We start from the raw sequence: 26472 nt of genomic DNA on the forward strand, positions 1-26472 counted from the left end.
CTGATAATCACCGGGGCACCTCGCGCAACAGACGCGACGGCCCCGCGAGGAGATTGCATGAGCTTGCCCGCCGCGTTCCTCAGAGATGCCGAGCGCCTGATCCCCGCAGACCGCCGTTTTGACGACCCGACCTCGACCCTGGCCTTTGGCACCGATGCCAGCTTCTATAGGCTGATCCCCAAGCTGGTAGTGAGGGTCGAGTCCGAGGACGAGGTGGTCGGCCTGCTGCACCTGGCCCAGCGCGAGCGCGTGCCAGTGACCTTCCGCGCCGCCGGCACCAGCCTGTCTGGCCAGGCCATCAGCGACTCGGTGTTGATCGTGCTGGGGGATAACTGGAACGGCAAAGAGATCCGTCGCCAGGGCGAGCAGATCCGCCTGCAACCCGGCGTGATCGGCGCCCAGGCCAACGCCTGGCTGGCCCCGTTCGGGCGCAAGATCGGCCCCGACCCGGCCTCGATCAACGCCTGCAAGATCGGCGGCATCGTCGCCAACAACGCCAGCGGCATGTGCTGCGGCACTGCGCAAAACACCTATCACACCCTCGCCGGCCTGCGCCTGGTACTGGCCGACGGCACCCGCCTGGACAGTGAAGACCCGGCCAGCGTCGCCGCCTTCGAACAGAGCCACGCCGAGCTGCTCGGCGAACTGGCCCGGCTCGGCCGCGAGACCCGCGCCAACAGCGAACTGGCGGCCAAGATCCGCCACAAATACCGCCTGAAGAACACCACAGGTCTGTCGCTCAACGCACTGGTGGACTACGACCAACCGCTGGATATCCTGCAGCACCTGCTGGTCGGTTCCGAAGGCACCCTGGGCTTTATCAGCGCGGTGACCTACGACACGGTGCTCGACCACCCGCACAAGGCCTCGGCACTGATCGTCTTCCCGACCGTGGAAAGCTGCTGCAAGGCGGTGACGGTGCTCAAGCGCCAGCCGGTTTCTGCGGTCGAATTGCTCGACCGCCGCAGCCTGCGTTCGGTACAGGACATGCCCGGCATGCCGGTGTGGGTCAAGGCGCTGTCGGACAACGCCTGCGCCCTGCTGATCGAGTCGCGCGCCGCCAGCCAGAGCCTGCTGCACGAGCAACTCGAACTGATCATGGCCTCGATCGCCGACTTCCCGCTGGAGCAGAAAGTCGACTTCAGCGAAGACCCGGCCGTGTACAACCTGCTGTGGAAGATCCGCAAAGACACCTTCCCTGCCGTCGGCGCAGTACGCCAGACCGGCACCACGGTGATCATCGAAGACGTGACCTTCCCGGTCGAGCAACTGGCCGAAGGCGTCAACCGGCTGATCCAGCTGTTCGACAAGCACCACTACGACGAGGCGATCATTTTCGGCCACGCGCTGGAAGGCAACCTGCACTTCGTCTTCACCCAAGGCTTCAACAGCGCGCAAGAAGTGGCGCGCTATCAAGCGTTCATGGATGACGTCGCGCAGCTGGTGGCGGTCGAATTTGGCGGCTCGCTCAAGGCCGAGCACGGCACCGGACGCAACATGGCGCCCTTCGTCGAGCTGGAATGGGGGCATGACGCCTACCAACTGATGTGGCAGCTCAAACGCCTGCTCGACCCCAACGGCATCCTCAACCCGGACGTGGTCCTGAGCGAAGACCCAGCCATCCACCTCAAGCACCTCAAGCCCCTGCCGGCGGCCGACGAGATCGTCGACAAGTGCATCGAGTGCGGCTTCTGCGAACCGGTCTGCCCGTCCAAAGGCCTGACCCTCAGCCCGCGCCAACGCATCGTCATGTGGCGCGACATCCAGGCCAAGAAGCGCGCCGGCGAAGACGTGCGCGAACTGCTGCGCAGCTATCAATACCAAGGCATCGACACCTGCGCCGCCACTGGCCTGTGCGCCCAGCGCTGCCCGGTCGGCATCAACACCGGCGAGCTGGTGAAGAAACTGCGCGGCCAGGCCGCCGAGCACGAGAAGACCGCCGACTGGCTGGCCGAGCACTTCCACACCGCCCTACGCGGCGCCCGCTTCACCCTGGCCGCCGCCAACGGCGCACGCAAGCTACTCGGTGCGCCACGTCTGGGGCGGATCAGCGCCTCATTGAGCAAAGCCAGCAACGGCCGCCTGCCGCAGTGGACCCCAGCGATGCCGCAGCCACTGCGCGCCATCGACTTCGGCCCGGCAAGCAACGACGCCCGGCCACGGGTGGTGTACCTGGCCGCCTGCGTATCGCGGGTCATGGGCCCGGCCTACGCCGACCGCGAGCAAAGTTCGCTGCTCGACAAGACCCGCGCCCTGCTGGAGAAAGCCGGTTACCAGGTGGTGTTCCCCGACAACGCCGACAGCCTGTGCTGCGGCCAGCCGTTCGCCTCCAAAGGCTACGCCGAGCAGGCCGAGCACAAACGCCAGGAGCTGATCAACGCCCTGCTGCATGCCAGCCGCGGCGGGCTTGACCCGATCTACTGCGACACCAGCCCCTGCACCTTGCGCCTGGTGCAAGACCTGGGCGAAACCCGCCTGGACCTGTACGACCCGGTGCGCTTCATCCGCACCCACCTGCTCGAGCGCCTGGAGTTCACCCCCCAGGAGGAGCCGGTGGCCGTGCATGTCACCTGCAGCACCCAGCACCTGGGCGAAAGCCAGGCGCTGATCGACCTGGCGCGGCGCTGCAGCAAACAGGTGGTGATCCCCGAAGGCATTCACTGCTGCGGCTTCGCCGGCGACAAAGGCTTCACCACCCCAGAGCTCAACGCCCACTCGCTGCGCAGCCTCAAGGATGCGGTGCAGTACTGCAGCGAAGGCATCTCGACCAGCCGCACCTGCGAGATTGGCCTGTCGAGCCACAGCGGGATCGACTATCACGGGCTGGTCTATCTGGTAGACCGCGTGACCCGGGCGCGGAGTATCTGATCGAGCGCGGTGTTTGTGGGGCGACCTGAATGATCACATCATCCATGATCGCCCCGGGCCCTTTGCGGGGATCTGAATGAACACTTCATCCATAGCCGCCGCGAACACCGTGGATCTGAATGAACACTTCATCCATAGCCGCCGCGAACCCCTTGGATCTGAATGAACACTTCATCCATAGCCGCCGCGAACACCGTGGATCTGAATGAACACTTCATCCATAGCCGCCGCGAACCCCGTGGATCTGAATGAACACTTCATCCATAGCCGCCGCGAACCCCGTGGATCTGAATGAACAGTTCATCCATAGCTGCCGCGAACCCTGTGGATCTGAATGAACAGTTCATCCATAGCCGCCGCGAACCCTGTGGGAGCTGGCTTGCCTGCGATCGAGGGCAAAGCCCTCGCCTACGGCCTCCAGCCGTAAGACATTTCCGAACCTGCAACCAAATACTTCAGCTCAACCACGCTTGGGAATTACCCTACGACCGCTACAGCCGTTTCGCTGTTGTTGAGCACGAGCATCAGGGCTAATTTCCTCGGGTCGTCGTTTTAGGCGACCGGGTGTGAGAGCCTGAGACCTAGCTGTAGCCATATGGCAGCTGTGCGCGGGCAGGATTCGTCCTGGCCGGGTTCCTAGGTCTCCGGTCTCTCACCCCGCGAACAGCTGCCACCCTAATCCTGTGAGAGGGATTTCGCTGGGAGCTCCTGACCGACCCTAGGAGTTGCACCATGAAAAAACTCGTCCCCGACCCACCCCACCTCAAACTGCTCACCCCCTCTGACACCTGCACCCGGACCACCCCCAACCCGAACACCCCCTCCCCTGCAGCTATCAAGGAATGATCAGATGACCCACGACCTCAGAAACTGGAAAACCGCCGGTAGCGAAACCTTCCTCGACCTCTACGGCATCCTGCCCGGCGTCCCCGCCGAACGCGCCTTCGAAGAACTCTCGACCATGCTCGGCCTGATCCGCCACCTCACCCTCGAAGCCGAGATCAACGGCGATCACATGGCCCTCGGCGCAGCCCGCTACCTCAGCGCCTTCGCCAAAGCCGTGGCCGATGACATCGAACTGGGCAAGCTCTACCCCAACGCCCAGCCCTGACAGCGCGCCCTATCCGCCAGCCAGCACTTGGATTGAACCCACGCCCAAACGCCACAGTCCACCCTTCAGGCCCACCTTCCAGAGGCCTTGCAGAAGGAGACACCCATGAAAGGTACTGCTCTCTCAGCCCTGTTCGCGGCGGCCACCCTGCTGGCTTCCCCCGTGTTCGCCGCCGACGACCTGTGCGCCCTGAACCTGCAGAAAATCGACGACAGCATGGCCACCGCCGGCGCCACCTCCGAAGGCCTCGACAAAGCCCTCACCGAGCACGTCGACAAAGCCAAGGCCGCCCAGGCCTCCGGCGATACCAAAGAATGCATCGCCATTACCAGCAAAGTGCTCGAACGCCTGGAGAAAACCGACAAAGGCAGCGGCACCAGCGGCGGTAGCGGCGGCGCGTGAGGCCCGGCACGGGCGACGACAGGACCAGTTGTCGACGTCGCCCGCGCAAAGGCGTATACTCCGCCTTGCGTGCTGAAAAGCACGTTCAGCTAGAGCTGAGTGTGGGGCCGATTAGGATTCGACGCCGGTCACGAAACTCTAGGTGCATGCCGAGTTGGTAACAGAACTCGTAAATCCACTGTTGCAACTTTCTATAGTTGCCAATGACGAAAACTACGAGGGTTACGCTCTCGCTGCGTAAGCAGCTGAGCCCGCTCTCCTGGTAGCTTCGGCTCCAGCAATCACTAGGGGATGCCTGTAAACCCGAAGTGATTGTCATACAGAACAGGATCGTCGTGTAGCACGTTGGGGGCAAAGCGACTAAAACTTACCCAACTCGTCCAAAGCACCCTGCCACTCGGGCGGCTGCGGATTAACTCAGTAGAGACGGCTAAGCATGTAGTACCGACAGCGGAGTACTGGCGGACGGGGGTTCAAATCCCCCCGGCTCCACCACATTCCAAGAAAGAAGACGCCTTAGGGCGTCTTTTTTTGTGGGTGGGATTTAGTAAATACGCGGCCTCCAGCGCTTTTCGGTCTTTTAACATTTTTGAGTTCGAGCCATTTGGGTATTCCAAGCGGTATTCCAGCCCATCCGGTAGTGGTCTTTGGAGTACCGAGTCAGCGGCTGAGGACAATCTCATGCCTGCTCAAAACCTCTGCCTCTCCGATGAGAGCTCAAGCGAGTCAAACCCGCGTCCAAGGATTATGTCCTCACGGACGGTGACGGTTTGCAGCTCCGAGTACGCAGCAACGGCTCGTTGCTGTGGAATTTCAACTACCGCGAACCGGTGACCGAGAAGCGCATCAACATCGGCTTCGGGACCTATCCCGAACTGTCACTGGCGAATGCACGAAAGAAGGCAGTCGAAGCGCGCGAGCTGCTCGCACAGGGCATCGATCCGAAGGTGCAGCGCAACACGCAGAATGAAGCCAAGCGCGCAGAAACGGAACACACCTTCGAAAACGTGGCTACCGCTTGGTTCGAGCTCAAGGAAGACTCGGTCACCCCAGCCTACGCCGAGGACATCTGGCGGTCGCTCACGCTGCACGTGTTCCCCGATTTGAAGACGACACCACTCACAAAAATCACCGCGCCGATGGTGATCGCATTGCTTCGTCCAATCGAAGCGAAAGGCAGCCTGGAGACGGTCAAGCGTCTTAGCCAGCGGCTAAACGAGATCATGACCTACGGCGTAAACTCCGGCCTGATCTTCGCCAACCCACTCACCGGCATCAGGGCGGTATTCAAGAAGCCCAAGAAAGAGAACATGGCCGCGCTTCCGCCAGAAGAACTCCCCGAGCTCATGCTGGAGATCGCGAACGCTAGCATCAAACGCACCACCCGCTGCCTGATCGAATGGCAGTTGCATACGATGACTCGCCCCGCCGAGGCGGCGACCACTCGGTGGGCAGACATCGACTTTGAAAGGCGTGTCTGGACGATCCCACCGGAGCGGATGAAGAAGCGCCGCCCACACAGCATCCCGTTGAGTGATCACGCCGTCGCGTTGTTGGAGTCATTGAAGACTCACAGCGGCCATCGCGAATACGTCTTCCCGGCAGACAGAAATCCACGCACTCACGCGAATAGCCAGACTGCCAACATGGCATTGAAACGTATGGGCTTCCAAGAGCGGTTGGTCAGCCACGGCATGCGCTCGATGGCCAGCACCATCTTGAATGAACATGGGTGGGACCCGGAACTCATTGAGGTCGCACTGGCGCATGTCGACAAGGATGAGGTGCGCAGCGCCTACAACCGAGCCGACTACATTGAGCGTCGGCGACCCATGATGGCTTGGTGGAGTGAGCACATCCAGAAAGCCGCCACCGGCAGCCTGCTCGCCTCTGCATACGGCCAAGTCAGAGACAAGAACGTGGTGCCGATCCGCTAGCTCTGTACAGCGCAAGAACGGCAGCAGCAACCTTTGAGCGCTCAAGATTCGGGGCAGGCAGCCTCGCTTATCCGCTTTTTAACACGGGTCCATCCAAACAGGGCTGCAAAGCCGCCCTGTTTGGATGGACCTCACTTTGAAGAGCTAAAAGCCACGGCTTTGTCCGGGATTTACCACAGAACTCCACCGATGGATAACCGCTTTTCACGTCCCCAAGAGCGCTGAATTTCGGCCCTTGACCGGGTTTATACACAGGCGTAGAACTGACCGTGCAAGCGCTGTCGATGACAGCACCCAAGGTGACCCGAACCTTGAAGGTCACGCCGCTCACGCGGTGGTTCTTCCCAAGGGCGATTCGCATCCGGCAGCTCGTACGGTCACTACCCATGTGATGGATGCTCTTACACATATAGCGCTCGTGCGCCAGATACACCGTACCTCGCTGCCCTGCAGCAACCTATCCGCTTGGCCGAATACTGCGCCAACCTGTGCCCGTCTCTTTCTTCTGGAAAGAGACGGGCACTTCTACCGCTGCTGCAGCCCTGATCGCACAAGGCTTTGCGGCATTCCCCCTCGTGACAATCGGCGTGACAAACGCCGATGTCACCAGCAACAGCGCTGTAGATGATGGTGCCGCAGACCAGGGAATGGACTGCACCTGACTGACAGTCAGGCATGCCCCGGTCATCACATCGCTGCCTTCATCCAACTCAGGATCTTCAGGCGCTGGTTTCGTCAGCCAATGCAACCTCCACCCGCCCACCGGTATCGGTGCTCAGGAGGCCAGATCATGAGACGCCCTTGCTCCCGGTCGTAAGGAGCCGCTAGTTCCGCGTTAGAGGACACCCCACAGGTCGCAGGGGCCTTGATGCCTGATAACACTCAACATTCTTGGCGGGATGACGTGGGGGGAGGATCGGAGAACGGCAGATGAGGTGACCGACATGGCATTGGTAGGTAGACGCGATGGTCGCAATTTCGGTTATGGCACTGGTCGATGCGGCATTTACCTGTGTTTGAACGGGATCGAGCAGCCAAGACCTACTCAGCAATTGCTGCTCCCCGGCCTGAAAAACCTGGAAGCAGAGCACGTTGATCGGAATGTCCCGCTTACTGAGGTACTGCACGATTCGTTCAGTACTCGCATCCAGCTCAGTGGCGACAATGATCAATTGATGGCTAGCGTTCAGCTCATCGTCGTCCAGCACACGCCCGAAGCGGGTTTGGAAGTCGACATGAAGGCTGCGGCCAGGGCGGAATCGTTGATAGACCGCAGCAATATCATTTCCCGTCAGCCCATCTACCCAGGCTGCGTAATCAAGCGTCTGTGCCTCACGCGGCGTACGGTCTCGCTCGAGCTCGATCAGTACAAGGCTGCCATCGGGGGCGACGGCGAGCAGGTCGATCCGGCCGCCCATGCCGGTGGATTCTTGCCTTCCTATCAGCATCCATTCTTCGGACAGGATGTTTGGCGAGTGGACGATCATGTCCTCTAAAAGCTGCTCGCTTGGTAACTGGCTTTGGTAGAGCTTTTGGGGGGTTGAACCAACGGTCCAAACGTCGGTTTTGATGGGCACGGGGCATTCCTTGAGTGCTTTGGTGTGCGGCAGTCAAGCATGCCCCAGTGATCACATCGCCGCGCTCACCCGGCTCAGGATCTCGCGACACTGTCCTCGTCAGCCAATGCAGCCTCCACCCGCCCACCGGTAACAGTGCTCAGGAGGCCAGATCATGAGATGCCCTTGCCCCCGGACGTAAGGAGCAGCCAGTCCCGCGCTAGAGGTCCCCGACAGGCCGCGCAGCCTAGACCCCTGATAAGACTCAGTATCCTTGGAGGGATGAAGTGGGGCGAGGGTCTGGGAACGTTAGGAAGTCCGCTTGGCGACGGAGGTCTGCTTCCGCCCATCTGCAGTTTGGTACGGCACCCACCCGCTAACCGTATTCATAGCTTTTCTGTACACCCTGTGGGTGCGATACTCCGCCGCACTATTGAAATTCCATCCTTTTGCTGGCTCAGCCCTGCTTAAGGCAGAAAATTTCATTCAATTTGCCTGATCAACTAGCTAAAAGTACTCGCCGTGAACAAGCAACAGCTCGCAGCCAAGATCTGGGAATCTGCCAACCAGATGCGATCCAAGATCGAGGCTAACGAATACAAGGACTACATCCTTGGCTTCATCTTCTACAAGTATCTCTCCGACAAGCTGTTGGCCTTCGCCTCCGCCGAGGGCTTCACGGACGAAGACTTTAGTGCGGTGACTGACGAGGACACGGAAACCGTTGACCACTTCAAGTCCAACCTGGGCTACTTCATCGCCCACAAGCACCTGTTTTCGACGTGGCTTGAGCAAACCAGCGACTTCAATGTTGCTGATGTTCGCGAAGCCCTGTCGGCCTTTGGCCGCCTGATCCACCCGAACCACAAGCGCCTGTTCGATGGCATCTTCAAGACGCTGGAGACCGGGCTGAGCAAGCTGGGCGATACCGCAGCGAAACAGACCAAGGCGATCAGCGAGCTTCTCCAGCTAATCAAAGACATCCCCATGGATGGCAAGCAGGGCTACGACGTGCTCGGCTTCATCTATGAGTACCTGATTGGCATGTTTGCCGCCAATGCGGGCAAGAAGGCGGGCGAGTTCTACACCCCGCACGAGGTGTCCGTGCTGATGTCTGAGGTCATCGCGCATCATCTGAAGGATCGCCAAACCATCCAGATCTACGACTCCACCAGCGGCTCGGGATCGCTGCTGCTCAACATCGGCCAAGCCATCGCCAAGCACATGGGCGACAAAGACAGCATCAAGTATTACGCTCAAGAGCTGAAGGAGAACACCTACAACCTCACGCGCATGAATCTGGTCATGCGCGGCATCCTTCCGGGCAACATCGTCACCCGCAACGCTGACACGCTGGAAGACGACTGGCCGTACTTCGACGAGCAAGACCCGGTCAACAGTTACGATCCGCTGTACCTGGATGCGGTGGTCTCGAACCCGCCTTACTCGCAGAAGTGGGATCCACAACACAAGGACGCTGACCCGCGCTACGCCCGCTTCGGTGTAGCCCCCAAGTCCAAGGCCGACTACGCCTTCCTACTGCACGACCTGTACCACCTGAAGCCCAACGGCATCATGGCCATCGTCCTGCCGCACGGCGTGCTGTTCCGGGGCGGAGAGGAAGGCGTCATCCGCAAACAGCTGATCGAGAACGACCACCTCGAAACCATCATCGGGCTGCCATCCAACATCTTCTTCGGCACTGGTATCCCAACTGTCATCCTCGTGCTTAGGCAAAAGCGCGAAGGTAGCGATGTGCTGTTCGTGGATGCCTCCAAGGGTTTCGCCAAAGAGGGCAAGAACAACAAGCTCCGCGCTTGCGACATCAAGAAAATCACCGATGTGGTGATCGCCCGCGCCACCGTGCCCGGCTTCAGCCGTTTGGTGCCTAAGACCGAGCTGCAAGGCGAGACCAACGACTACAACCTCAACATTCCGCGGTACGTGGATTCGTGCGAGCCACTCGAAAATTGGGATCTCTACGCCTCGATGTTCGGCGGCATCCCGCTGCGCGAACTGGATGTGCTGACCGATTACTGGAGTGCCTTCCCCAACCTGCGCGCGGCTTTGTTCACCTTGGACGGCACGCCGTACGCCCAACCGAAGGCGGATGACCTAGCTGCAGCCGTGCGCAAGCACCCTGACGTGACGAAGTTCGACGACGCCTTCACTCGCGCGTTCGACGGTTTCAAGCCCTGGCTGCGCAGCGAGCTGATCGGCAGGATGCTGACGCTGCAGGTCCCTCGTCAGGAAGCGCTGATCTGCGAGGAACTGTTTGCTCGCTTGGCCAAGTTCGGCACGGTGACGCTCATCGACAAGTACCAGGCGTATCAGGTCCTCGATGACCACTGGCAACCTATCGCGGTGGATTTCGAAATCCTTCAGACCGAGGGCTTTGGTGCTACCCGCGTAGTCGACCCAAACTTCGTCGTCAAGAAGAAGGATGGGAAGGACGTGGAGGTGCAAGACGGATGGAAAGGTCGCATCCTGCCCTTTGACCTTGTGCAGTTGGCACACCACAAAAAGGAAGTGGACGCACTCCGCAAGAAGGAGGTCGAACTGGCCGAGGTAGTAGCACAGCTGGACGAACTGCTAGAGAGCTTCAGCGACGACGACAAGGCCAAAGACACGTTCAACGAAGCCGGCGACAAGTTCGCTGCAGCGGCCGTGGCCAAGGAAGCTAAAGAGTTGGCAGCCGAGGCCCAAGAATCAGGTACCTTCGACACCGAGTCCTATGAGGCCAAGATCATCCAGGCGGCCAAAGTGCTGGCCAAAGAGAAGTCACTGAAAGCGGCCATCAAGAAGGACGCAGCTGAGCTACACCTGAAGACCAAGGCCACCATCGAGTCGTTAAACGACGCACAGATTATTGCCCTGCTCGAAAGCAAGTGGCTTTCACCACTGGTGGACGAGCTGCATCGCTTGCCTGGCCTGGTAACATCTAGCCTCGTGGCCAAGTTGCAAGCTTTGGTTGAGAAGTACCAGATCACTTATGCAGACAACGCTCGTGACATCCAGCAAGCCGAGGAAGCCTTGGTGGGCATGCTCGGAGAACTGGATGGCGGCGAATTCGACCTCAAGGGCATTGAGGAACTAAAGACTTTGCTGGCCGGGGACTGAGATGATCAATCGGACCGCAGGCGGCGTACCAAGGATTCGTTTCAAGGGGTTTGACGCGGCATGGGAGCGGAAGAAGCTTGGGCAGATATACACGGAGCGAAACGAACGTGGTAATGACTCTCTGCCCATCTTGTCAGTCTCCATTCATAGCGGGATATCGAATGGCGAATTGAGCACCGAAACCCTCGGAAAGAAGGTGCGTCGAAGCGAAGACAAGTCGCTGTACAAGCGCGTTCAATCGGGGGATCTCGTATTGAACATGATGCGCGCGTGGCAGGGGGCCCTTGGCGTCGCGCAAATTGAGGGGATGGTCAGCCCGGCCTATCTCACAGCAGCGCCAGATGAAACCACCTACCCGTTGTTCATGGACTGCGGTTTGAGGCGCCCTCAAGTTGTGGCCCAAATGAACAAGCTGTCTTATGGCGTCACGGACTTCAGAAAACGGCTGTACTGGGATTCATTTGTTCGCGTTAAATTCGCTGTCCCTTCTGTAGCAGAGCAACAGAGAATCACCTCATACTTCTCTAATCTCAGTTCACTGATTTCCTTACACCAGCGCAAGTATGACAAACTCGTCAAACTAAAGAAGGCAATGCTTCAGAGGATGTTTCCGCGTGCTGGCGCTGCGATACCGGAACTGCGCTTCAAGGGGTTCTCAGATGATTGGATGACTGAGCGTTTGGGCCAAATCGGAAGAACGCAGTCGGGGATTGGTTTTCCTGAGGCTGAACAGGGAGGCAAGGTCGGTATTCCATTCTTCAAGATTTCAGACATGAGCCTGACTGGAAACGAGCATGAGATGCTCGTCGCCAACAACTATGTAAGTGATGCCCAGCTGCGCCGAAGGAGATGGGTGCCAATATGCGATGTTCCTGCAGTAGTATTTGCCAAGGTTGGGGCTGCGCTCATGCTAAATCGCAAGAGAATGGTTAGGACTCCCTTTTTCATCGACAACAATTCAATGGCATACATCTTTGATTCCACTTGGGATGAAGATTTTGGCAAGGCATTGTTCGATACGATCTATCTTCCAAAATACGCACAGGTCGGCGCTCTTCCTTCGTACAACGGGGCCGACATTGAGGGTATAGCCGTTCATAGGCCGAAAGACAAGCAGGAACAAAATAAGATTGGTGCCTATTTCAAGCAGCTGGATGCCTTGGTTTCCAAGCATGCGGTCCAGCTCCAGAAACTCAAGCAGATCGAATCCGCTTGTATGGAAGAAATGTTCGCCTGATTTTGAGCCCATCACTTATGACTAACTTTACCAAAGAGTCCGACTTCGAAGCGGCTGTCATCTGCGAGCTGCGTCAGCGCGGCTGGGGTGAGCTAGAGGTTATCAAGTGCCCTAGCGAGGCAGACCTGCTGGCGAACTGGAGGCAGATCCTCTTCGAGAACAACCGGAGCAAGGACCGACTCAACGAGGTGCCTCTGACCGAAAGCGAGATGCAGCAGGTGGTGGAGCAGATCGTCGCTCTGCGCACGCCGCTGAAGCTCAACGGCTTCATCAACGGCAAGACAGTGGCCATCACGAGGGACAACCCGGCCGACATGCTGCACTTCGGCAAGGAGGTGAGCCTGAAGATATATGATCGACACGAGATTGCCGCCGGGCAGAGTCGCTACCAGATTGCCCAGCAGCCACGCTACGCCCGCGCTTCTGAGCTACAGCATGACCGCCGGGGTGACCTGCTGTTGCTCATCAACGGCATGCCGGTGATTCACATCGAGTTGAAGAAGAGCGGTGTGCCGGTCAGCCAGGCTTACAACCAGACTCAGAAGTATGCGCGCGAGGGCGTATTCACCGGGTTGTTCTCGCTGGTTCAGATCTTTGTGGCCATGGAGCCGGGTGAGGCGCTGTACTTCGCTAACCCTGGTCCGGACGGCAAGTTCAACAAGGACTACGCCTTCCACTGGGCTGACTTCAACAACGAGCCCATCAACAACTGGAAGAGCTTCACCTCCAGCCTGCTGTCCATCCCGATGGCGCACCAGCTGATCGGCTTCTACACCGTAGCCGACGAGGCCGACGGCGTGCTGAAGGTAATGCGCAGCTACCAGTACTACGCCGCGCACGCCATTTCCGACAAGGTGGCCAAGACCGATTGGAAAAACCCAAACCGCCTAGGCGGCTACATCTGGCACACCACCGGCTCGGGCAAGACCATGACAAGCTTCAAGTCGGCGCAGCTCATCGCCAACTCCAAGGACGCTGACAAAGTGGTGTTCCTGTTGGACCGGGTGGAACTGGGAACGCAGACGCTGAAGGCCTACCGGGACTTTGCCGGTGACAGTAACCAGGTGCAGGCCACTGAAAACACCGGGGTGCTGGTCAAAACGCTGAAGAGCACTGCGCCCGCGGACACCCTGATAGTCACGTCCATCCAGAAGATGAGCCGGATCACGGACGACGCGGATGGTTTGAAGACACAAGACCTGAAGACCATGCGCGACAAACGCATCGTGTTCATCGTGGATGAGTGCCACCGCTCCACCTTCGGCGACATGCTGGCCGACATTAAGGCGAGCTTCTCGGGCGCTGTGTTCTTTGGCTTCAGCGGCACGCCTATCCACAAGGAGAACGTTCGCAAGGACAACACTACGACGGATGTCTTTGGGGACGAACTGCACCGCTACAGCATTGCCGACGGCATCCGCGACAAGAACGTTCTGGGCTTCGATCCTTACCAGGTTCTGACCTACCGCGACCGCGACCTTCGACTGGCAGTGGCGTTGGAGAAGGCCAAGGCATCGTCCGTGGCTGAGGCACTGGCGACCCCAGCGAAGAAGAAGGCCTTCAACCGTTACATGAACGACGTGTCGATGGCAGGCCACGTCGATGCAGCGGGGGAGTACCAGCGCGGCATTGAGGACTACTTGTCGAACGCTCAGTACGAGCGCGACGAGCACCACCATGCCGTGCTGAGGGATATCTCTGACAACTGGGAGGTGCTGAGTCAAGGAGGGAAGTTCCACGCCATCCTTGCCACCAGCAGCATCACTGAGGCGATCGTCTACTACCGCCTCATGAAGGCGAAGTGCCCCACACTGAAGAACACCGCGCTGTTCGACCCGCACATCAGCGATGACGACACCGGTGGTACCGATCCGGCCTTCAAGGCAGCCGGGCTGGAAGAGATCATCAAAGACTACAACGCCACCTATGGTCAGAAGTTCGACATGGGAAGCCATGCGAACTTCAAGAAGGACCTGGCCGCACGTCTAGCCCACAAGGTACCCTACATCCGGGTCGAGGCCGAGCCGGAGAAGCGGCTGGATCTGCTAATCGTGGTGAACCAGATGCTGACCGGCTTCGACTCGAAGTGGGTCAACACGCTGTACTGCGACAAGCTGCTGGATTACGAGACCCTCATCCAGGCGTTCTCACGCACTAACCGGCTGTTCGGGCCAGACAAGCCATTTGGCACGATCCGCTACTACCGCAAGCCGCACACGATGAAGCGCAACGTGGGTGCGGCGGTGAAGGTGTACTCTGGCGACAAGCCCATTGGCCTCTTTGCCGACCAGTTGCCCCGGAACCTAGAGCGCTTGAGCGACTGCTTCACCGAGATCAGTGCTCTCTTCAGCGCTGCGGGCATCACCGACTTTGCCAAGTTGCCCGACGACTTGGCGGCGCGAGCGGCCTTCGCGAAACAGTTCAACCGATTCAGCGCCATCTTGGAGGCCGCCAAAATTCAGGGCTTCAGCTGGGACAAGTTGGTTTACGAGTTCGACACGGATCCCAAGCAGTCGATTGCGTTGACCACCACGAAGCTGCAGTACCTAACGCTGCTGCAACGCTACAAAGAATTGGGCGCGGGCAGCGGCAGTGCCGGCGAAACCATCCCGTTCGACATCGACAGCCACATCACCGAAATCGATACCGGTAAGATCGACGCCGACTACATGAATTCGCGCTTTTCCAAGTACCTCAAGGAGCTGCAGAGCGGAAATGAGCCATCCAAAGAGTTGACCTTGGCCGAACTGCATCGGTCGTTCACTTCGCTCTCGCAGGAGGACCAGAAGTTAGCCGAGATCTTCTTGCACGACATCCAGCGCGGTGATGTGCAGATCGATCCCGCTCGGACCTTCCGCGACTATCTGACGGATTACAAGACGGCCGCAAAAGATAAAGAAGTAGCGGCTATCGTTTCAGCTTTGGGGGTGCAGGCAGCGAAGCTGATTGCTCTGATGAGTACTTATCTCACGGAAGCTAATCTCAATGAGTACGGTAGATTTGATGATCTTAGGAGCACAGTAGATCAAGAAAAAGCAAAGGCATATTTTGACGGTCTTGAGGGTGTTTCACTCCCATTTTTCAAGGTCAAAATCAAGGCTGCCAAGCTTCTGAGCGATTTTCTCCTGCGGGGTGATGTTGAAGGTAGTTAGTAGGTTCGGAGCAAAGGAATCGAGCCAAAAGATACAGGCCTGAAATTCTCCCTCTGCCATTGACCTAAACCCGTGCTTGAGCGTTAGCACTCCATAAACGTCACCCTCTCAAAGACGGGACGGTGTGTCGGCGATGTACTTGAGATACACCGTTCCACAGCAGCAGGGCTTCGTTATCCTCAACCAAGGATTAAGCGCCCCATGAACCCCACATTCAAAGTGGTCCGATGATCTCCGATGCTATGCTCTCGATTTTTCTGGAGCTCGCCGCCATGATGCGACCCGACGCCACAGTCGAAAAGTATACCCCTGCCCCAAACCGGCAGACTTACGAAGATCGATAGACCGCCTCGCGGCTCTGGTCGAGCTGGAGATAAAGGTGGCGGTATTCGATCCAGTGCTTTTCGTCTTTCGTTCTCAACAAATCTCGCAACCGCGTGAAGATCTTTTATTAGGAGCGCAACCGCTCCTGGAAGTCCGGCCTTTACGCTTAGCGCTGATCTGTACAAAGCGTAGCTCCATCACAATGGACCGCACTTAGTTGACTACCTCAGTATTCTGAACATCGTAGATCCTCTGAGAGAAATGAGATTTAAGCCGGTGATCTAACAGCGCCTTGAAAATATCCGGACAGCTTTCGACTGTTGGTGTAATTCTGCCGTCAGTTTCAAATGTAATGTTAAGCCCAAAATTCGCGGACTCCCTTCGAAGGTTGTTCATAAATCTGTCGTCGAGATAATGACCCTTCATCTTGATGGCTGAAGCTCGGCGCAGCTGCATAGCATTTGTACCCACGTAGGCACTTACCGCATCCGTGGCTGTAAACAGTACTTGAAACGCTTGCTCTGCGAGCAGTTGAGTGAAGTCCTCTTGATGCGCAGCTTTATGGCTCAAAATAGACTCAAAACCTTTCTTATTTTTGATGAAGACCTTGTCACCAAGCACTGCTATATCAAAGTCTTTGGCGATGTGGAAACTAGGCGCCTCGTCCAGCTTGAGCGTTTTAGACTTGAATAAGGTGTGAATGGCGCCTTTTCGCTTTGTGGTTTTCCAAGTCGAATCAGTTTTTCGAACACAATATAGGTTTCCCTGCGCACTGGAGAATTTCACCGCGTAGAAGTCTGCGTTTGCTAGTTCCTCCATCTTCGAGATGCGCTTGGCCGGAGTTTGGTCTTGTGACTCCGCTACGAAATTGGCGGCATGGGTCTCGTCCTGCGGGATCGTTAATACGCTAGAAGGGTTGTTCTCCGCAAGAAGGTTGTATTCAAAGGTTTCGGTGATAGCTGTTTTGAAGGCCAGGGCGGTGGTCTTCAAAGCGTCTCTGAGGTCGTCGTCCACACTTACCCACTTGCCAGTGTATTTAGGCGTAGGAGGGGTGCCCTTAGTGGAGCGTTTAAAAATCCAGAAATTGACTACCGCCTGGTCGAGGTCGTAGTCGTGCAGATCCCGTAGTACTGCCATCGCTAATCCTTTTTCATGATGATTTCTTGAACAAACTCGACGTCGACATCCGTCTTAGGAATGAACTCCGTTTTACCAAAAGCTTTATCGACCCGCTCAGTCGTACTATTTTGGTAGGTGTACTTGATCTCATAGAGCTTCCACCCCTTGATAATCAGGATGGGATTAAGAATAACTGACCGGTTTTGTAGGACAGCCAGAAAATCCACGCCATGAATAGGATTAAACCCAGGACCTTGTTCAACTGACCGTATTCAATACACATAAATGAGACGACGTAGGGAACGACGTAGTTTATGAGATCGGTAGGAATCTGCTTAGATTCCTTAATGGAAATACGTTGTGGAATCTGCCCGCTCGACATCACGAAGGGCGTAATTGAAAAGCAGAGCAGGCAAAAAAAACCACGAAACCGATGGAATAACCTGGGTTATCTAGGGGCAGCTCGCACTTCGAAGGTGCAGACCAAAGCGTCGAGCAGAATGGGCGGTCAAGGAGCTCAACCTTCAAGTCCTGTACAAGCAAAATCGCGCTAAGTGGGAGGTATGATCCGACAAAAATAGCAGCGGCAATGAAAGCCCTAAGTTCCATGACGCATCCTTGGTCGAGGTGGCTCATGTGCGCACCGGGGAGAACGACAGAAATCTTCGAGTCAGGATAACGGCCACCCCACGATGACGCTAGTGGCTTATTGATTTCAGGACCAGCCAAGCAGCTACTAGGGCACGCTGTAAAGCCAGAGCGCAGGCCTCATCGGTCACAGAAGCAGATTTTCTCAACGTATTGGGAATCAGCTGAAACACGGTGTTCATTGGTAGCGATTGGGACGGTCAACCTCATTGTCCTAGCTTTACCCTTGCAGCATTTTCTAGCTGACTACAACCGCTAATGACAGGCTTCAACGTATCCTCGCTACCAAGCCTGGTTACGATACGTACTCGTCGAATCGCCTAAGTGCAGGTGATCAAATGGTGAGCAGCATTCCCACTGGTATTTCAGCGGAAAATATAAATCTAAATAGACTTTATAAATCAATAAGTTGCCGATTAGATTCAAATTACCTCGGCCCACCAAATTCTAGGAACGAAGATGCCTAGGGTGTCTTTCGTGCCTGGATTTTAAATACATGAATCTTGGCTGCCAATACTGCGGCGAATCAACAGGAGACCGCGAACAGGTCAGCCCTGCCCCATAGCATGCCCTCCAGTGACCACCGAAGTACTTAATACGCGAGACGCACCAAGTGATGCCCCCCCCTCAAGCCATCGGCTTACGCAACAAAATATCCACCGCAAAAACCCCCAGCACCGTCCCCGAAACCCATCGCTGGGTACGCATAGCCGAAGGCCGCTCTGCCAAGAAGCGACTGACCCTCGAAGCCGCCAGTACGATCAGCCCGTTCACCGTCACGGCAATGACAATCTGCACCAACCCCAGCTGCAGAAACTGCTGCAAGGTCGAGCCTTGGGAGGGGTCGATAAACTGCGGAATCAGTGCCGAGTACATCAAGGCGATCTTGGGGTTTAGCAGGTTGGTGACCAAACCCATGGTGAACAGCCGCCGTGGCGAATGCGGGGGCAGCTCTCGTGCTTGGAACGGTGAGCCGCCATTGGGCTTGAGCATGTTCCAGGCCAGATACCCGAGATAGATCCCCCCGGCGACTCGCACTACGTCATAAGCCAGCGGTACGGCCTTGAACAAGGCCGCCAACCCCAGCGCCGCCGCGACCAGATAGCACACGAAGCCCAGGGCCACGCCTGCAAGCGAAATCAACCCTGCCAGGCGCCCTTGGGAAATCGCCCGGGAGGTCAGGTAGACCATATTCGGCCCTGGTGACAGGACCATGCCCAGGGCGATGATCGCCACCCCAACCAGGCTCTCGATTGGCATCATCAACGTACTCCCTCATCCTTGGGTGTATCGGCAACCGTCGGCACCTCGCACCAATTTTCACCTCGCTAGAGGAGGTGTTAGGCGCGCTGGGCGATTGGCCGAATCACAACTTCATTATTATTCACAAGCGCCGAAACTCGGCGATAAACCCTATCACCTAGGCTCCGTCCTGCCCAGTCAGTACGTGAACGGCGCCGTAGCGACGGCCTCGGCCTTGCTCCGGCTGGGTTCACGATTGCACACGCCAAGATTGGGATAAGTGCTGAAAGATCGCCTCGACATCCTGCACCAACGCGCTGCGGTCAAAACTGCGCAAGCGCAAGCGAGTTTTGGCACCTTCATAGACGCCGCTGGCCTGCCGCTCAGGCTCTTGTGATTGCGACCAATAAAGCGTGCCCAAGGCATGCCCAGGGCTACTGGCGCGCCGGTCAATCACCCACGCACCGCGCTCGCCATGCAGCGGTCGGCCTTCGCGGCTACGGCTGCGGGCATGGTCGCGGTGGCGGCTGGAGGCATCGGTCTGGAGCTCCCAGGCAATTCCCAGCAAGTCGATATCCCTGACTTCACGCCACAGGAAAGGGATTTCGGCGCCCCCCACACGAGCGCCAATTTCCAGGAAATGCAACTGCTCGCCGTCATCGAACAGCTCAAGATGAAAAACGATGGCGCGCTGCCCAGCGAATGCCTGCAACAACTCGGTAACGCAGGCAGCGATCCGCCGTTCAAGCTCGCTATCTTGCAACTCGATGCTGCCCAGCGGGCTGTCTGGGCCGAAGTCGGCACAACTGTTGACATAGCGTGAGGCCGTCTGCACCACGATGCGCTCGCCATCCCACCAGCCATCGATGTGCAGGATGGGCGCGGGACAGAACACTTGCAACATCATCGGTTCGTGCGCGTCTGGCTGAGGCAGATCGTCTGGTCCGTACAGAATCTTGACCCCGCGGCTGGCGGTGCCGAAGCGTGGTTTGAGCACCAGTGGATAGCCGTACTCGGCGGCCAGCTGCCAGACTGCCGCAGGGTCATCTGCCGGCACCGCCGGCAGCACGCCAATCGCCGTTTGCTGGCAGGCAACCTGCAACATGCTGAGCTTGTCGCGAAAGCGTTCGGTCCAGGCCACAGGGTCACCCGGGATGCCCCAGCGATCGCGAATCGAAGCGGCGCTGAGCAGGTCACCTTCGTTCAGCGCAACCACTCGTTCAGGCACCCCATGCAAGCTGATCAGGCGCTCGGCCTCGGCCATGACTGCGTCGGCATCGTCCAGCGAGGCCAGCGGCGAGCTCGATGCCAGGCGCGCGCCTGGCAGAGAACCCTGCGATTCGGCCGTACAGATCGCCCGAATCAGCGTACCCACTGGCAGCTCGTAGTCATCGTAGTGAGCCTGACGGCCCACCCAACGATGTAAACAGAGCACATAGCTCATGCCTGGGGCTCCACAATAAAGTGTACGGCCTCCACCAGTTCGTCACCGATGCGCACCGCATCCTCACGCGAGGTGCCGGTGGCCAGGACATAGCCAGAGACGCAGTCTGCCACGGTGTCCAACGCGGGTATCTGGTCACCTTCGTGCTTCTGGATGACCACCGCGCGCTGCGCCTGGCCCAGCTCGAACAGGAACGGCAGGAACACCCGTGGTGTCTCTCCTGGCGGGGTGTGGCGCACATCCACGTCAGGCTTGAGGTCCAACTCGACCTTTCTGAGTTTGCCCGGAGTAGGCACGAAGAACTGAATTGCAGCGCCAGCTTTGGGCTCAGGCGACTCCAGCGGCAACGCGTCGATGCCCAGCGGCACAGTGAGGAACATGCGATTGAGGTCCAGGCCGAACGCCCGGCGCACCAGTTCCGGTGCACCTGAGCCCGCCAGGCGTGCATGCGACTCAAGCACCCGCGGGCCCTTGGCGGTCAGCACGAATTCACTGTGCGATGGGCCTTCTTGAAGCTGCACTGCATCGAGCAGGCGGCAGGTCATGTCCATGAGTTCTTTCAGCCATGGCTTGGCATCGGTGCTGGGCGTGCTGACCTCCCACTCCACGTACTTGTCGTTCATGCGGTACTGCGAGTAGCCGATCGGCAAGTGGCGGCGGTTGAAGGAGAAGGAGTCGACACTGACTACCGGCCCTTCCAGGTACTCCTCGATGATGATGTGGCGCACCTCGGCTTGCTTCAGGGCCTGCCAAGCTTGCGTAGCCGATGCGGCATCGGCGCATGGGTGAATGTGCAGGCTGGCCACGCCTTCAGCGGGCTTGAGCACCGACTTGCCGTGCTTGGCAACGAACGCCACGGCATCTTCGGCACAGGTGACGTGACGGAAGGCTACCGGGCTGAGGTCATGCTTGGCCAACAACTCGCGCATGGCCACCTTATCCTTGAGCAGGTGCGCGGTCTGGTAGGAGACACCCGTCAGGCCAAAGTGATCGACCACCTTGCCGGTCGACTCGCCTGCCACTTCGGTAGTGGTGATGATGCGATCGAATGGGCGCTCGAGGTGCAAGGGGGTGAGCACCTTGATGATCGCCTCGGCATCGTCGATTGGCGCATGCACCACTTGTTCGCAATGTTCGAGGATCTGGGGTTCGTAATCACCTGGCTGGTGCACCAGCACCACATCGATGCCAAGCTCCTTGGCGCCATGAATAGGTGCCGGGCGACCACCGATTACTGCAATACGCTTGTTCATGTGTAGCTTCCTTGTCTGTGGTGATAGTGGTTCAAGCAATGTCTCAGCTGCCGTACACCCTGCGCAGCCAGCGCGCACTGCCTTCGGGCCTGGGTTGGAACGCCTTGCGTCGGTGCAACACGCGGGCATTCTTGAAAATGAAAAAGTCGCCTGGACGCAGTACCAGCTCGATCCCCGCCACGCTGCGCAGCGCCTGGCGTAGAAGCGCCAATGCGCGCTCGGCGTCAGCGTCCTGCGCCGTGACGATGCCGTCGTCGAAGCGCAGCCGCTGGCCGTGTCGGGTGCGCTCAACGATCGGCATCACCCGTTGTTCACCGTCAAAGCCCTCGTTGGATGCTGGCGCGCCAAACGCATAGGCCGGGCGAAGCAACTGCGCTATCGCCCAGTCGGACAACAGCGACAGCACGTGATCGACACAAACGATGTCGGTAGAGGCTTGCTCGTGATTGCGCACAGCGGTAAAAGCCAAATAGTTCGGCACACTGCGGGTAACGTCCTCAGCCTGATCATCGAACGGCCAGTTGGGGTTGTCGGTGTGCCATGAGAACTCCACATCCGCGCCCCACGAACTGGTGGTTCCAGCCGCCTCCGGCACGGGCACGACATTTCTCACCAGCTTGCCCAGGTTCTCGTACTCGACAGCATGCGAACGCACGCCCAGCAACCTGAGCATGCCAAAGTGCAGTAGGTCGAAATCCAGCACGCACTGGGCATCGGGCAGAAACCCGTTGCGTGGCGTGGCCACGTCGGTGCACAGCCCAATGCCTCTGAGCAGCAACGCTTTGTAGGGGCTAGTCGCGAAGCTACCAATAGCGTCGAGCGGCTCCTGCGCGAGGATTGAGCGCAACCAGGTCGCCCCGGCTTCGCCCACCGCCTGGCAACAATGTGGCCCAGCTCCGAGCTGGCTGCGAACGACGTCGAGCCGGCTCAGGTCAGGTGTATCGACGATCAGTTGCTGGACCACCGACGCCTGGTGGACATCCAACGCCATCAGGCTCATGACTTGAGCTTCAGGTAGGACACGGCTTGCGAGTCCGGACGATGGGCGAACCTGCTGGAGCGCCGCAGCACCATCCCCAGCGGCAGAATCAGATAGAGCAGAACGTATTCCATATTGCACCTTCCCTAGTGAATGAAATGCTCAGTCCAGCGGCACGGTCTCGCGCCAGTCGACCGCTTCTTCAAACTGCGGCTGCTGCGATTTCTCCAGGTAGAAATCGCCAATGGCCAACACATCCATGTTGGTGCGCATAAAACAGCGATAGGCCTCAAAAGGCGTGTTGACGATCGGTTCGCCACGCACGTTGAACGAGGTGTTGACCAGCACTGGACAACCGGTGTGCTGGTAGAAGCGCTCAAGCAGTGCACGGAAGCGCGGATTGCGCGTTCGATCGACGGTTTGCACGCGGGCGGAGAAGTCCACATGGGTGATCGCCGGCAGATCGCTGCGCACGACCTTGAGCAAGTCGATACCGGTCAGGCGCGACTGGTGCTCCGGCACTGTCTTGCGAATGGCCTCGGCCACAGGCGACACCACCAGCATGTATGGGCTCTCTTCGACGATGTCGAAGTACTCAGCCGCATGTTCGGCCAACACCACCGGCGCGAAGGGCCGGAACGACTCGCGGAACTTGATCCGTAGGTTCATCGTTGACTGGGTGTCAGAACGCCGCGGGTCGCCCAGAATCGAGCGGTTGCCCAACGAGCGCGGGCCGAATTCCATGCGCCCCTGGAACCAGCCGACTACCCCGCCCTGCTCCAGGGTGACGCTCAGGCGATGATCGAACGCTTCCTGTGAAAGCCGCTGATAGACCGCACCGCAGGCATCCAGCTCCGCCCTGATCTGCTCCTCGCTGTATTCGGGGCCCAACAGTGCACCGCTCATGCCGTCGACGGCTTCGGGCAACTCCCGATGATTCACTTGGCGCGCCTTGCGGTCGCTGAGCAGCGCCGCCCCCAGGGAGCCGCCGGCATCCCCGGCGGCAGGTTGCAGCCACAAGCGGTCGAAGGTTCGCTCACGCGATACCACGCCATTGGCCACACAGTTGAGGGCGACGCCACCGGCCATGCACAAGGCGCTCTCGCCGGTCAGGGCGCGCGCCGTCTTGGCCAGGCCTGACACGACCATCTCGGTAACCTTCTGCACCGATGCCGCCAAGTCGAACTCGCGCTCGGTCAAGGGCGCCTCCGGCAGGCGCCGCGGCCCTCCAAACAGAGTCTCGAAAGCCTCCCCGGTCATCACTTCGCCACGGATAAACTCGAACTTGGTCCAGTCGAGGCGAAAACTGCCGTCAGGTTTCACATCGATCAGCTCACGCAGGATCTGCTCGACGTAAATTGGCTTGCCGTAGGGCGCCAGGCCCATGAGCTTGTACTCACCCGAGTCGACCTTGAAGCCGCAGAAATAAGTGAACGCGGAATACAACAAGCCGAGGGAGTGTGGGAATGACAGTTCGGCCACCAGCTCGATGCCCTGAGCAGTACCGTGCCAAAGGGTGGTCGTCGCCCATTCGCCAACGCTGTCGATACACAGGATCGCGGCACTTGGGAACGGGCTCGGGAAGAACGCCGAGGCGGCATGCGACTGATGGTGAGCATAGACATCGATCTGTCGCCCTTCGCGGTCGCCCATCTGTTTGAGCTGCCGGACCACTTCGCGGTCCATCCGCCGCTTGCTCGCCAGCCAGTCGCCGAGCACGGGAGCGTAGGTAGCGGCCGCCGACCATCCAGCGACTGCGGCCGTCGACAGCACCCGGCGGAACTTGACTGCCGGATCCTCGTAGTAGGCGATATTGTCGACCTGATCCAGGCGCAGCCCCGCCTGCTTGAGCAGGTACTCAATGGCTTGACGCGGGAACCCCGGGTCGTGGCGAATCCGACTGAAGCGTTCTTCCTGAGCTGCGGCGACGATTTTGCCATCCACCACCAGCGTCGCTGCACTGTCATGGTAGAAGGCTGAGATACCCAATGTGCAGCTCATAGTAGCGACCTCACAGTTTCCTTGAACTTGTCCAACATGGTGTCCTCCCTGGGTGGATTGAGCGCGACGAACCCTATCCGTATGCGCGCCCACAGTTCGTTCTGATCGCTTGGTGAAAATGCACTGAGGTAGGCGTCCAAGCTGGCCGCCGCCCAGGCGGTATGCCCGGTTGAGATGTTGTCGATGGCGTTGTGCAAGTCGACGAACAACGTCGGATAGCCGTAGGCGAGGAGCGCCTTGTGAGTGCGCCGATAACCACCGCCCACCCCGGACAGTTCCATTGCCAGGTTGAGTCCGAGGATTTCCGCGCAGTAACTCTGCGGATAGCGGCCGATCGACAGCCAGAACACCGGCAAGTCGAAGTCCTCGTCGGCGAAACACTCGGCAGCGGCATACGCAGGATCAGCCGTCGCGGCAAACTCACCCTTTACCGCCCTGAGCAACTGGCGATAGATCAGCGGGTGGTTCTGTGCCGGCAGACCATTGCCAAGCTCGTCGTACAGCGTCTCGAACAGCCGGCTGCCGAACGCCGTACCGGCTAGTGCCGGATGGGCAAAGCCTGCGAGCCAGGCACCATCGATCATGGTCAACGGTGCCAGAGCGAGAATATCGGCCACCACCTCGTCACGTGACGGTAACGCCAGCGCCTGCTCAAGGGCCTGATTAGACGCCGTGTGTTGCCCCTGCAACCATTGCCTGAGCACGCCCGGGGCCCATTGATCCGGCAACGGACAACGCCCCTTGGCCACGCCACGGGCGGCCTTGGCCAGCCAACGCGTGGTATAGCGCTGGGCATAAAGCTCCTCGGCGGGCGTGAGCTCGACATGCAACAAGCGGGTGTAGGCCTGACGCGGGCTGAGACGGCTAGCCAGGATCGGCGCCTCGGCATCTTCGACAAGTGCACCGACGAGCATTGCGTCATCGCGCCACAACTCGCGCGCGGCACCGGCTTGCGCTGGCTCGGCATAGGGCAGGCCAGCGATCCAGCGGGTCAAAATGGCTATATCGTCGCGGCTGAAAATCCGGAACATCTTGCCCTTCGGCGAAATCAGGCTAGTCAGCAACGGACTGGTCTCTGGCTTACCCGGACGCACGTAGGCGCTGGCGGCCAAATGGTCGAGGAACGCCGCTGCATCATCCACTGCCAACAACGGCTTCATCGGCACCTGGTTGAGCCGCGTACGATCGTGATACTGACAGGCGTCCAGACGCCGCCTGCTGATAAGGTCCCGAGCCGCCTCGCGGGGGTCGAGCCAGCGCTCGAGCACTTCGAGCAAAGACTCGTTGGCGGCCTCGACCTGCCAGCGCGCCCACCAGTAGCCCTGGCTCACTCCCAGCTGGCCGGATGCATCTGCCTGCGCGAGGAACTCGCGCACTGCCGTCTCGGCCAGGCTGGCCAAGTCTTTGCCCGTTACCCCCGGATCGCAGCGCAAGTCCAGAAAGCGACGGGCAGCCGGCTCGCCGTTGGCGATGAACTCGAACATGGGCAACAGCCCGCAATGGCGCAGATACAGGTTGATCCCCAGAATCTGCCCCATCATCGACTCAGGAAAGTGGCCCAGCACCACCAAGGTCGCGGCCAGGTTGAACGCGCCATCACAAATCCTTGGATCGTCCCCCGCCCGCAGCGGATCTTCACCGACATCAGACGGCGCATGCTCACGCAGCAACTCCCGATAACGCTGAAGACGCCCGGCCCCACTCAGCCCACTGCCCACGTCTGCAGCATGAATTTGCAGCACAGCCAGCGCGTAGGCCGCTTCGTTGTTCCAACTGGCGCACAGACCATGGATCAGGTGCTGGCTGCCAGCCAGCAATGGCGCCGCCTCAACAGCCGCCTTGGCACGCAGAGCGGTTAAATCGCCCGATCGCGCCTGGACTGTCGCTGTCAGTCGTTGCCATCCCGCGCGAATGGCCTCAAGCCCCTCACGGCTAGACACGGCCAAAGCCGACTGGACCTGGGCGCAGCCGAAGTCGAGCTGGGCCTGGGGTTTAACCGGGACAGCGGCGAGGCAGTTGCGCAGACTGGCAGGGGTAAACATGCGCCTTGCCTGTTCGCCCGCCTGCGGCCCCAGCAAA

Annotated in this window: 14 protein-coding genes, 1 other RNA gene and 2 pseudogenes; 9 read left to right on the top strand and 8 right to left on the bottom strand. The window is 58.9% G+C overall.

Features of this window, described 5'->3' with window-relative positions; all coding sequences use genetic code 11:
* Positions 1–57 precede the first annotated feature (57 nt).
* From ACI2JX_RS22645 to ACI2JX_RS22665, 5 genes and pseudogenes are all read left to right on the top strand, one after another.
* A complete protein-coding gene (locus ACI2JX_RS22645) occupies positions 58–2868 on the top strand; it encodes an FAD-binding and (Fe-S)-binding domain-containing protein (protein ID WP_404691020.1) in 2811 nt (936 codons plus the stop codon).
* A gap of 850 nt (positions 2869–3718) precedes the next feature.
* Positions 3719–3979, top strand: a complete 261-nt coding sequence (locus ACI2JX_RS22650; RefSeq protein WP_404691021.1) for a DUF3077 domain-containing protein — start codon at positions 3719–3721, stop codon at positions 3977–3979.
* A gap of 105 nt (positions 3980–4084) precedes the next feature.
* Positions 4085–4381 carry a hypothetical protein gene (locus tag ACI2JX_RS22655; RefSeq protein ID WP_186556518.1) on the top strand — a complete coding sequence of 99 codons (297 nt, stop codon included), beginning with the start codon at positions 4085–4087 and terminating at the stop codon, positions 4379–4381.
* Positions 4382–4484: 103 nt separating this feature from the next.
* Positions 4485–4876, top strand: a transfer-messenger RNA (tmRNA) gene (gene ssrA, locus ACI2JX_RS22660).
* A gap of 186 nt (positions 4877–5062) precedes the next feature.
* A pseudogene (locus ACI2JX_RS22665) lies at positions 5063–6318 on the top strand (integrase domain-containing protein).
* A gap of 989 nt (positions 6319–7307) precedes the next feature.
* Here ACI2JX_RS22665 and ACI2JX_RS22670 read toward each other — a convergent pair.
* Positions 7308–7895: pseudogene (locus tag ACI2JX_RS22670) on the bottom strand (nuclease); the annotation flags it as partial.
* A 501-nt stretch (positions 7896–8396) separates the two neighbouring features.
* On the opposite strand from ACI2JX_RS22670, the gene ACI2JX_RS22675 reads away from it, so the two are divergent.
* The 4 genes from ACI2JX_RS22675 (at position 8397) to ACI2JX_RS22690 (ending at position 15924) form a co-directional block, all read left to right on the top strand.
* Positions 8397–10994: a type I restriction-modification system subunit M gene (locus tag ACI2JX_RS22675; protein ID WP_404691022.1), complete on the top strand. Its 2598-nt coding sequence runs from the start codon at positions 8397–8399 to the stop codon at positions 10992–10994.
* A 1-nt stretch (position 10995) separates the two neighbouring features.
* A complete protein-coding gene (locus tag ACI2JX_RS22680) occupies positions 10996–12231 on the top strand; it encodes a hypothetical protein (protein ID WP_404691023.1) in 1236 nt (411 codons plus the stop codon).
* Positions 12232–12248: 17 nt separating this feature from the next.
* On the top strand, positions 12249–15383 hold the full coding sequence (locus ACI2JX_RS22685) for a type I restriction endonuclease subunit R (RefSeq protein WP_404691024.1): 3135 nt from the start codon (positions 12249–12251) through the stop codon (positions 15381–15383).
* 358 nt (positions 15384–15741) lie between these two features.
* Positions 15742–15924 carry a hypothetical protein gene (locus tag ACI2JX_RS22690; RefSeq protein ID WP_404691037.1) on the top strand — a complete coding sequence of 61 codons (183 nt, stop codon included), beginning with the start codon at positions 15742–15744 and terminating at the stop codon, positions 15922–15924.
* Here the strand turns inward: ACI2JX_RS22690 and ACI2JX_RS22695 are convergent.
* The 7 genes from ACI2JX_RS22695 to ACI2JX_RS22725 form a co-directional block, all read right to left on the bottom strand.
* A complete protein-coding gene (locus tag ACI2JX_RS22695) occupies positions 15921–16844 on the bottom strand; it encodes a Kiwa anti-phage protein KwaB-like domain-containing protein (protein WP_404691025.1) in 924 nt (307 codons plus the stop codon). The two genes, ACI2JX_RS22690 and ACI2JX_RS22695, sit on opposite strands and share 4 nt — an antisense overlap.
* 1257 nt (positions 16845–18101) lie before the next feature.
* Positions 18102–18737: a LysE family translocator gene (locus tag ACI2JX_RS22700; protein ID WP_264236884.1), complete on the bottom strand. Its 636-nt coding sequence runs from the start codon at positions 18735–18737 to the stop codon at positions 18102–18104.
* A gap of 229 nt (positions 18738–18966) precedes the next feature.
* Positions 18967–20160 carry an acetyl-CoA carboxylase biotin carboxylase subunit family protein gene (locus ACI2JX_RS22705; protein WP_404691026.1) on the bottom strand — a complete coding sequence of 398 codons (1194 nt, stop codon included), beginning with the start codon at positions 20158–20160 and terminating at the stop codon, positions 18967–18969.
* A complete protein-coding gene (locus ACI2JX_RS22710; RefSeq protein ID WP_404691027.1) occupies positions 20157–21413 on the bottom strand; it encodes an ATP-grasp domain-containing protein in 1257 nt (418 codons plus the stop codon). The genes ACI2JX_RS22705 and ACI2JX_RS22710 overlap by 4 nt, the downstream gene beginning before the upstream one ends.
* Before the next feature lie 43 nt (positions 21414–21456).
* Positions 21457–22413, bottom strand: a complete 957-nt coding sequence (locus ACI2JX_RS22715) for a TauD/TfdA family dioxygenase (RefSeq protein ID WP_404691028.1) — start codon at positions 22411–22413, stop codon at positions 21457–21459.
* A gap of 141 nt (positions 22414–22554) precedes the next feature.
* A complete protein-coding gene (locus tag ACI2JX_RS22720) occupies positions 22555–24393 on the bottom strand; it encodes a carbamoyltransferase (RefSeq protein WP_404691029.1) in 1839 nt (612 codons plus the stop codon).
* Positions 24390–26435, bottom strand: coding sequence for an iron-containing redox enzyme family protein (locus ACI2JX_RS22725; RefSeq protein ID WP_404691030.1), 2046 nt, complete (start codon positions 26433–26435; stop codon positions 24390–24392). The genes ACI2JX_RS22720 and ACI2JX_RS22725 overlap by 4 nt, the downstream gene beginning before the upstream one ends.
* Between the last annotated feature and the right edge of the window lie 37 nt (positions 26436–26472).

This window comes from Pseudomonas sp. NPDC088890, assembly GCF_044900155.1.
In the GTDB taxonomy this organism is placed as follows: domain Bacteria; phylum Pseudomonadota; class Gammaproteobacteria; order Pseudomonadales; family Pseudomonadaceae; genus Aquipseudomonas; species Aquipseudomonas urmiensis.

Coding starts and splice junctions, on each gene's coding strand:
- ACI2JX_RS22645 (WP_404691020.1), top strand. CDS start 58: ATGAGCTTGCCCGCCGCGTTCCTCAGAGATGCCGAGCGCCTGATCCCC.
- ACI2JX_RS22650 (WP_404691021.1), top strand. CDS start 3,719: ATGACCCACGACCTCAGAAACTGGAAAACCGCCGGTAGCGAAACCTTC.
- ACI2JX_RS22655 (WP_186556518.1), top strand. CDS start 4,085: ATGAAAGGTACTGCTCTCTCAGCCCTGTTCGCGGCGGCCACCCTGCTG.
- ACI2JX_RS22680 (WP_404691023.1), top strand. CDS start 10,996: ATGATCAATCGGACCGCAGGCGGCGTACCAAGGATTCGTTTCAAGGGG.
- ACI2JX_RS22685 (WP_404691024.1), top strand. CDS start 12,249: ATGACTAACTTTACCAAAGAGTCCGACTTCGAAGCGGCTGTCATCTGC.
- ACI2JX_RS22695 (WP_404691025.1), bottom strand. CDS start 16,844: ATGGCAGTACTACGGGATCTGCACGACTACGACCTCGACCAGGCGGTA.
- ACI2JX_RS22700 (WP_264236884.1), bottom strand. CDS start 18,737: ATGATGCCAATCGAGAGCCTGGTTGGGGTGGCGATCATCGCCCTGGGC.
- ACI2JX_RS22705 (WP_404691026.1), bottom strand. CDS start 20,160: ATGAGCTATGTGCTCTGTTTACATCGTTGGGTGGGCCGTCAGGCTCAC.
- ACI2JX_RS22710 (WP_404691027.1), bottom strand. CDS start 21,413: ATGAACAAGCGTATTGCAGTAATCGGTGGTCGCCCGGCACCTATTCAT.
- ACI2JX_RS22715 (WP_404691028.1), bottom strand. CDS start 22,413: ATGAGCCTGATGGCGTTGGATGTCCACCAGGCGTCGGTGGTCCAGCAA.
- ACI2JX_RS22720 (WP_404691029.1), bottom strand. CDS start 24,393: ATGAGCTGCACATTGGGTATCTCAGCCTTCTACCATGACAGTGCAGCG.
- ACI2JX_RS22725 (WP_404691030.1), bottom strand. CDS start 26,435: ATGTTTACCCCTGCCAGTCTGCGCAACTGCCTCGCCGCTGTCCCGGTT.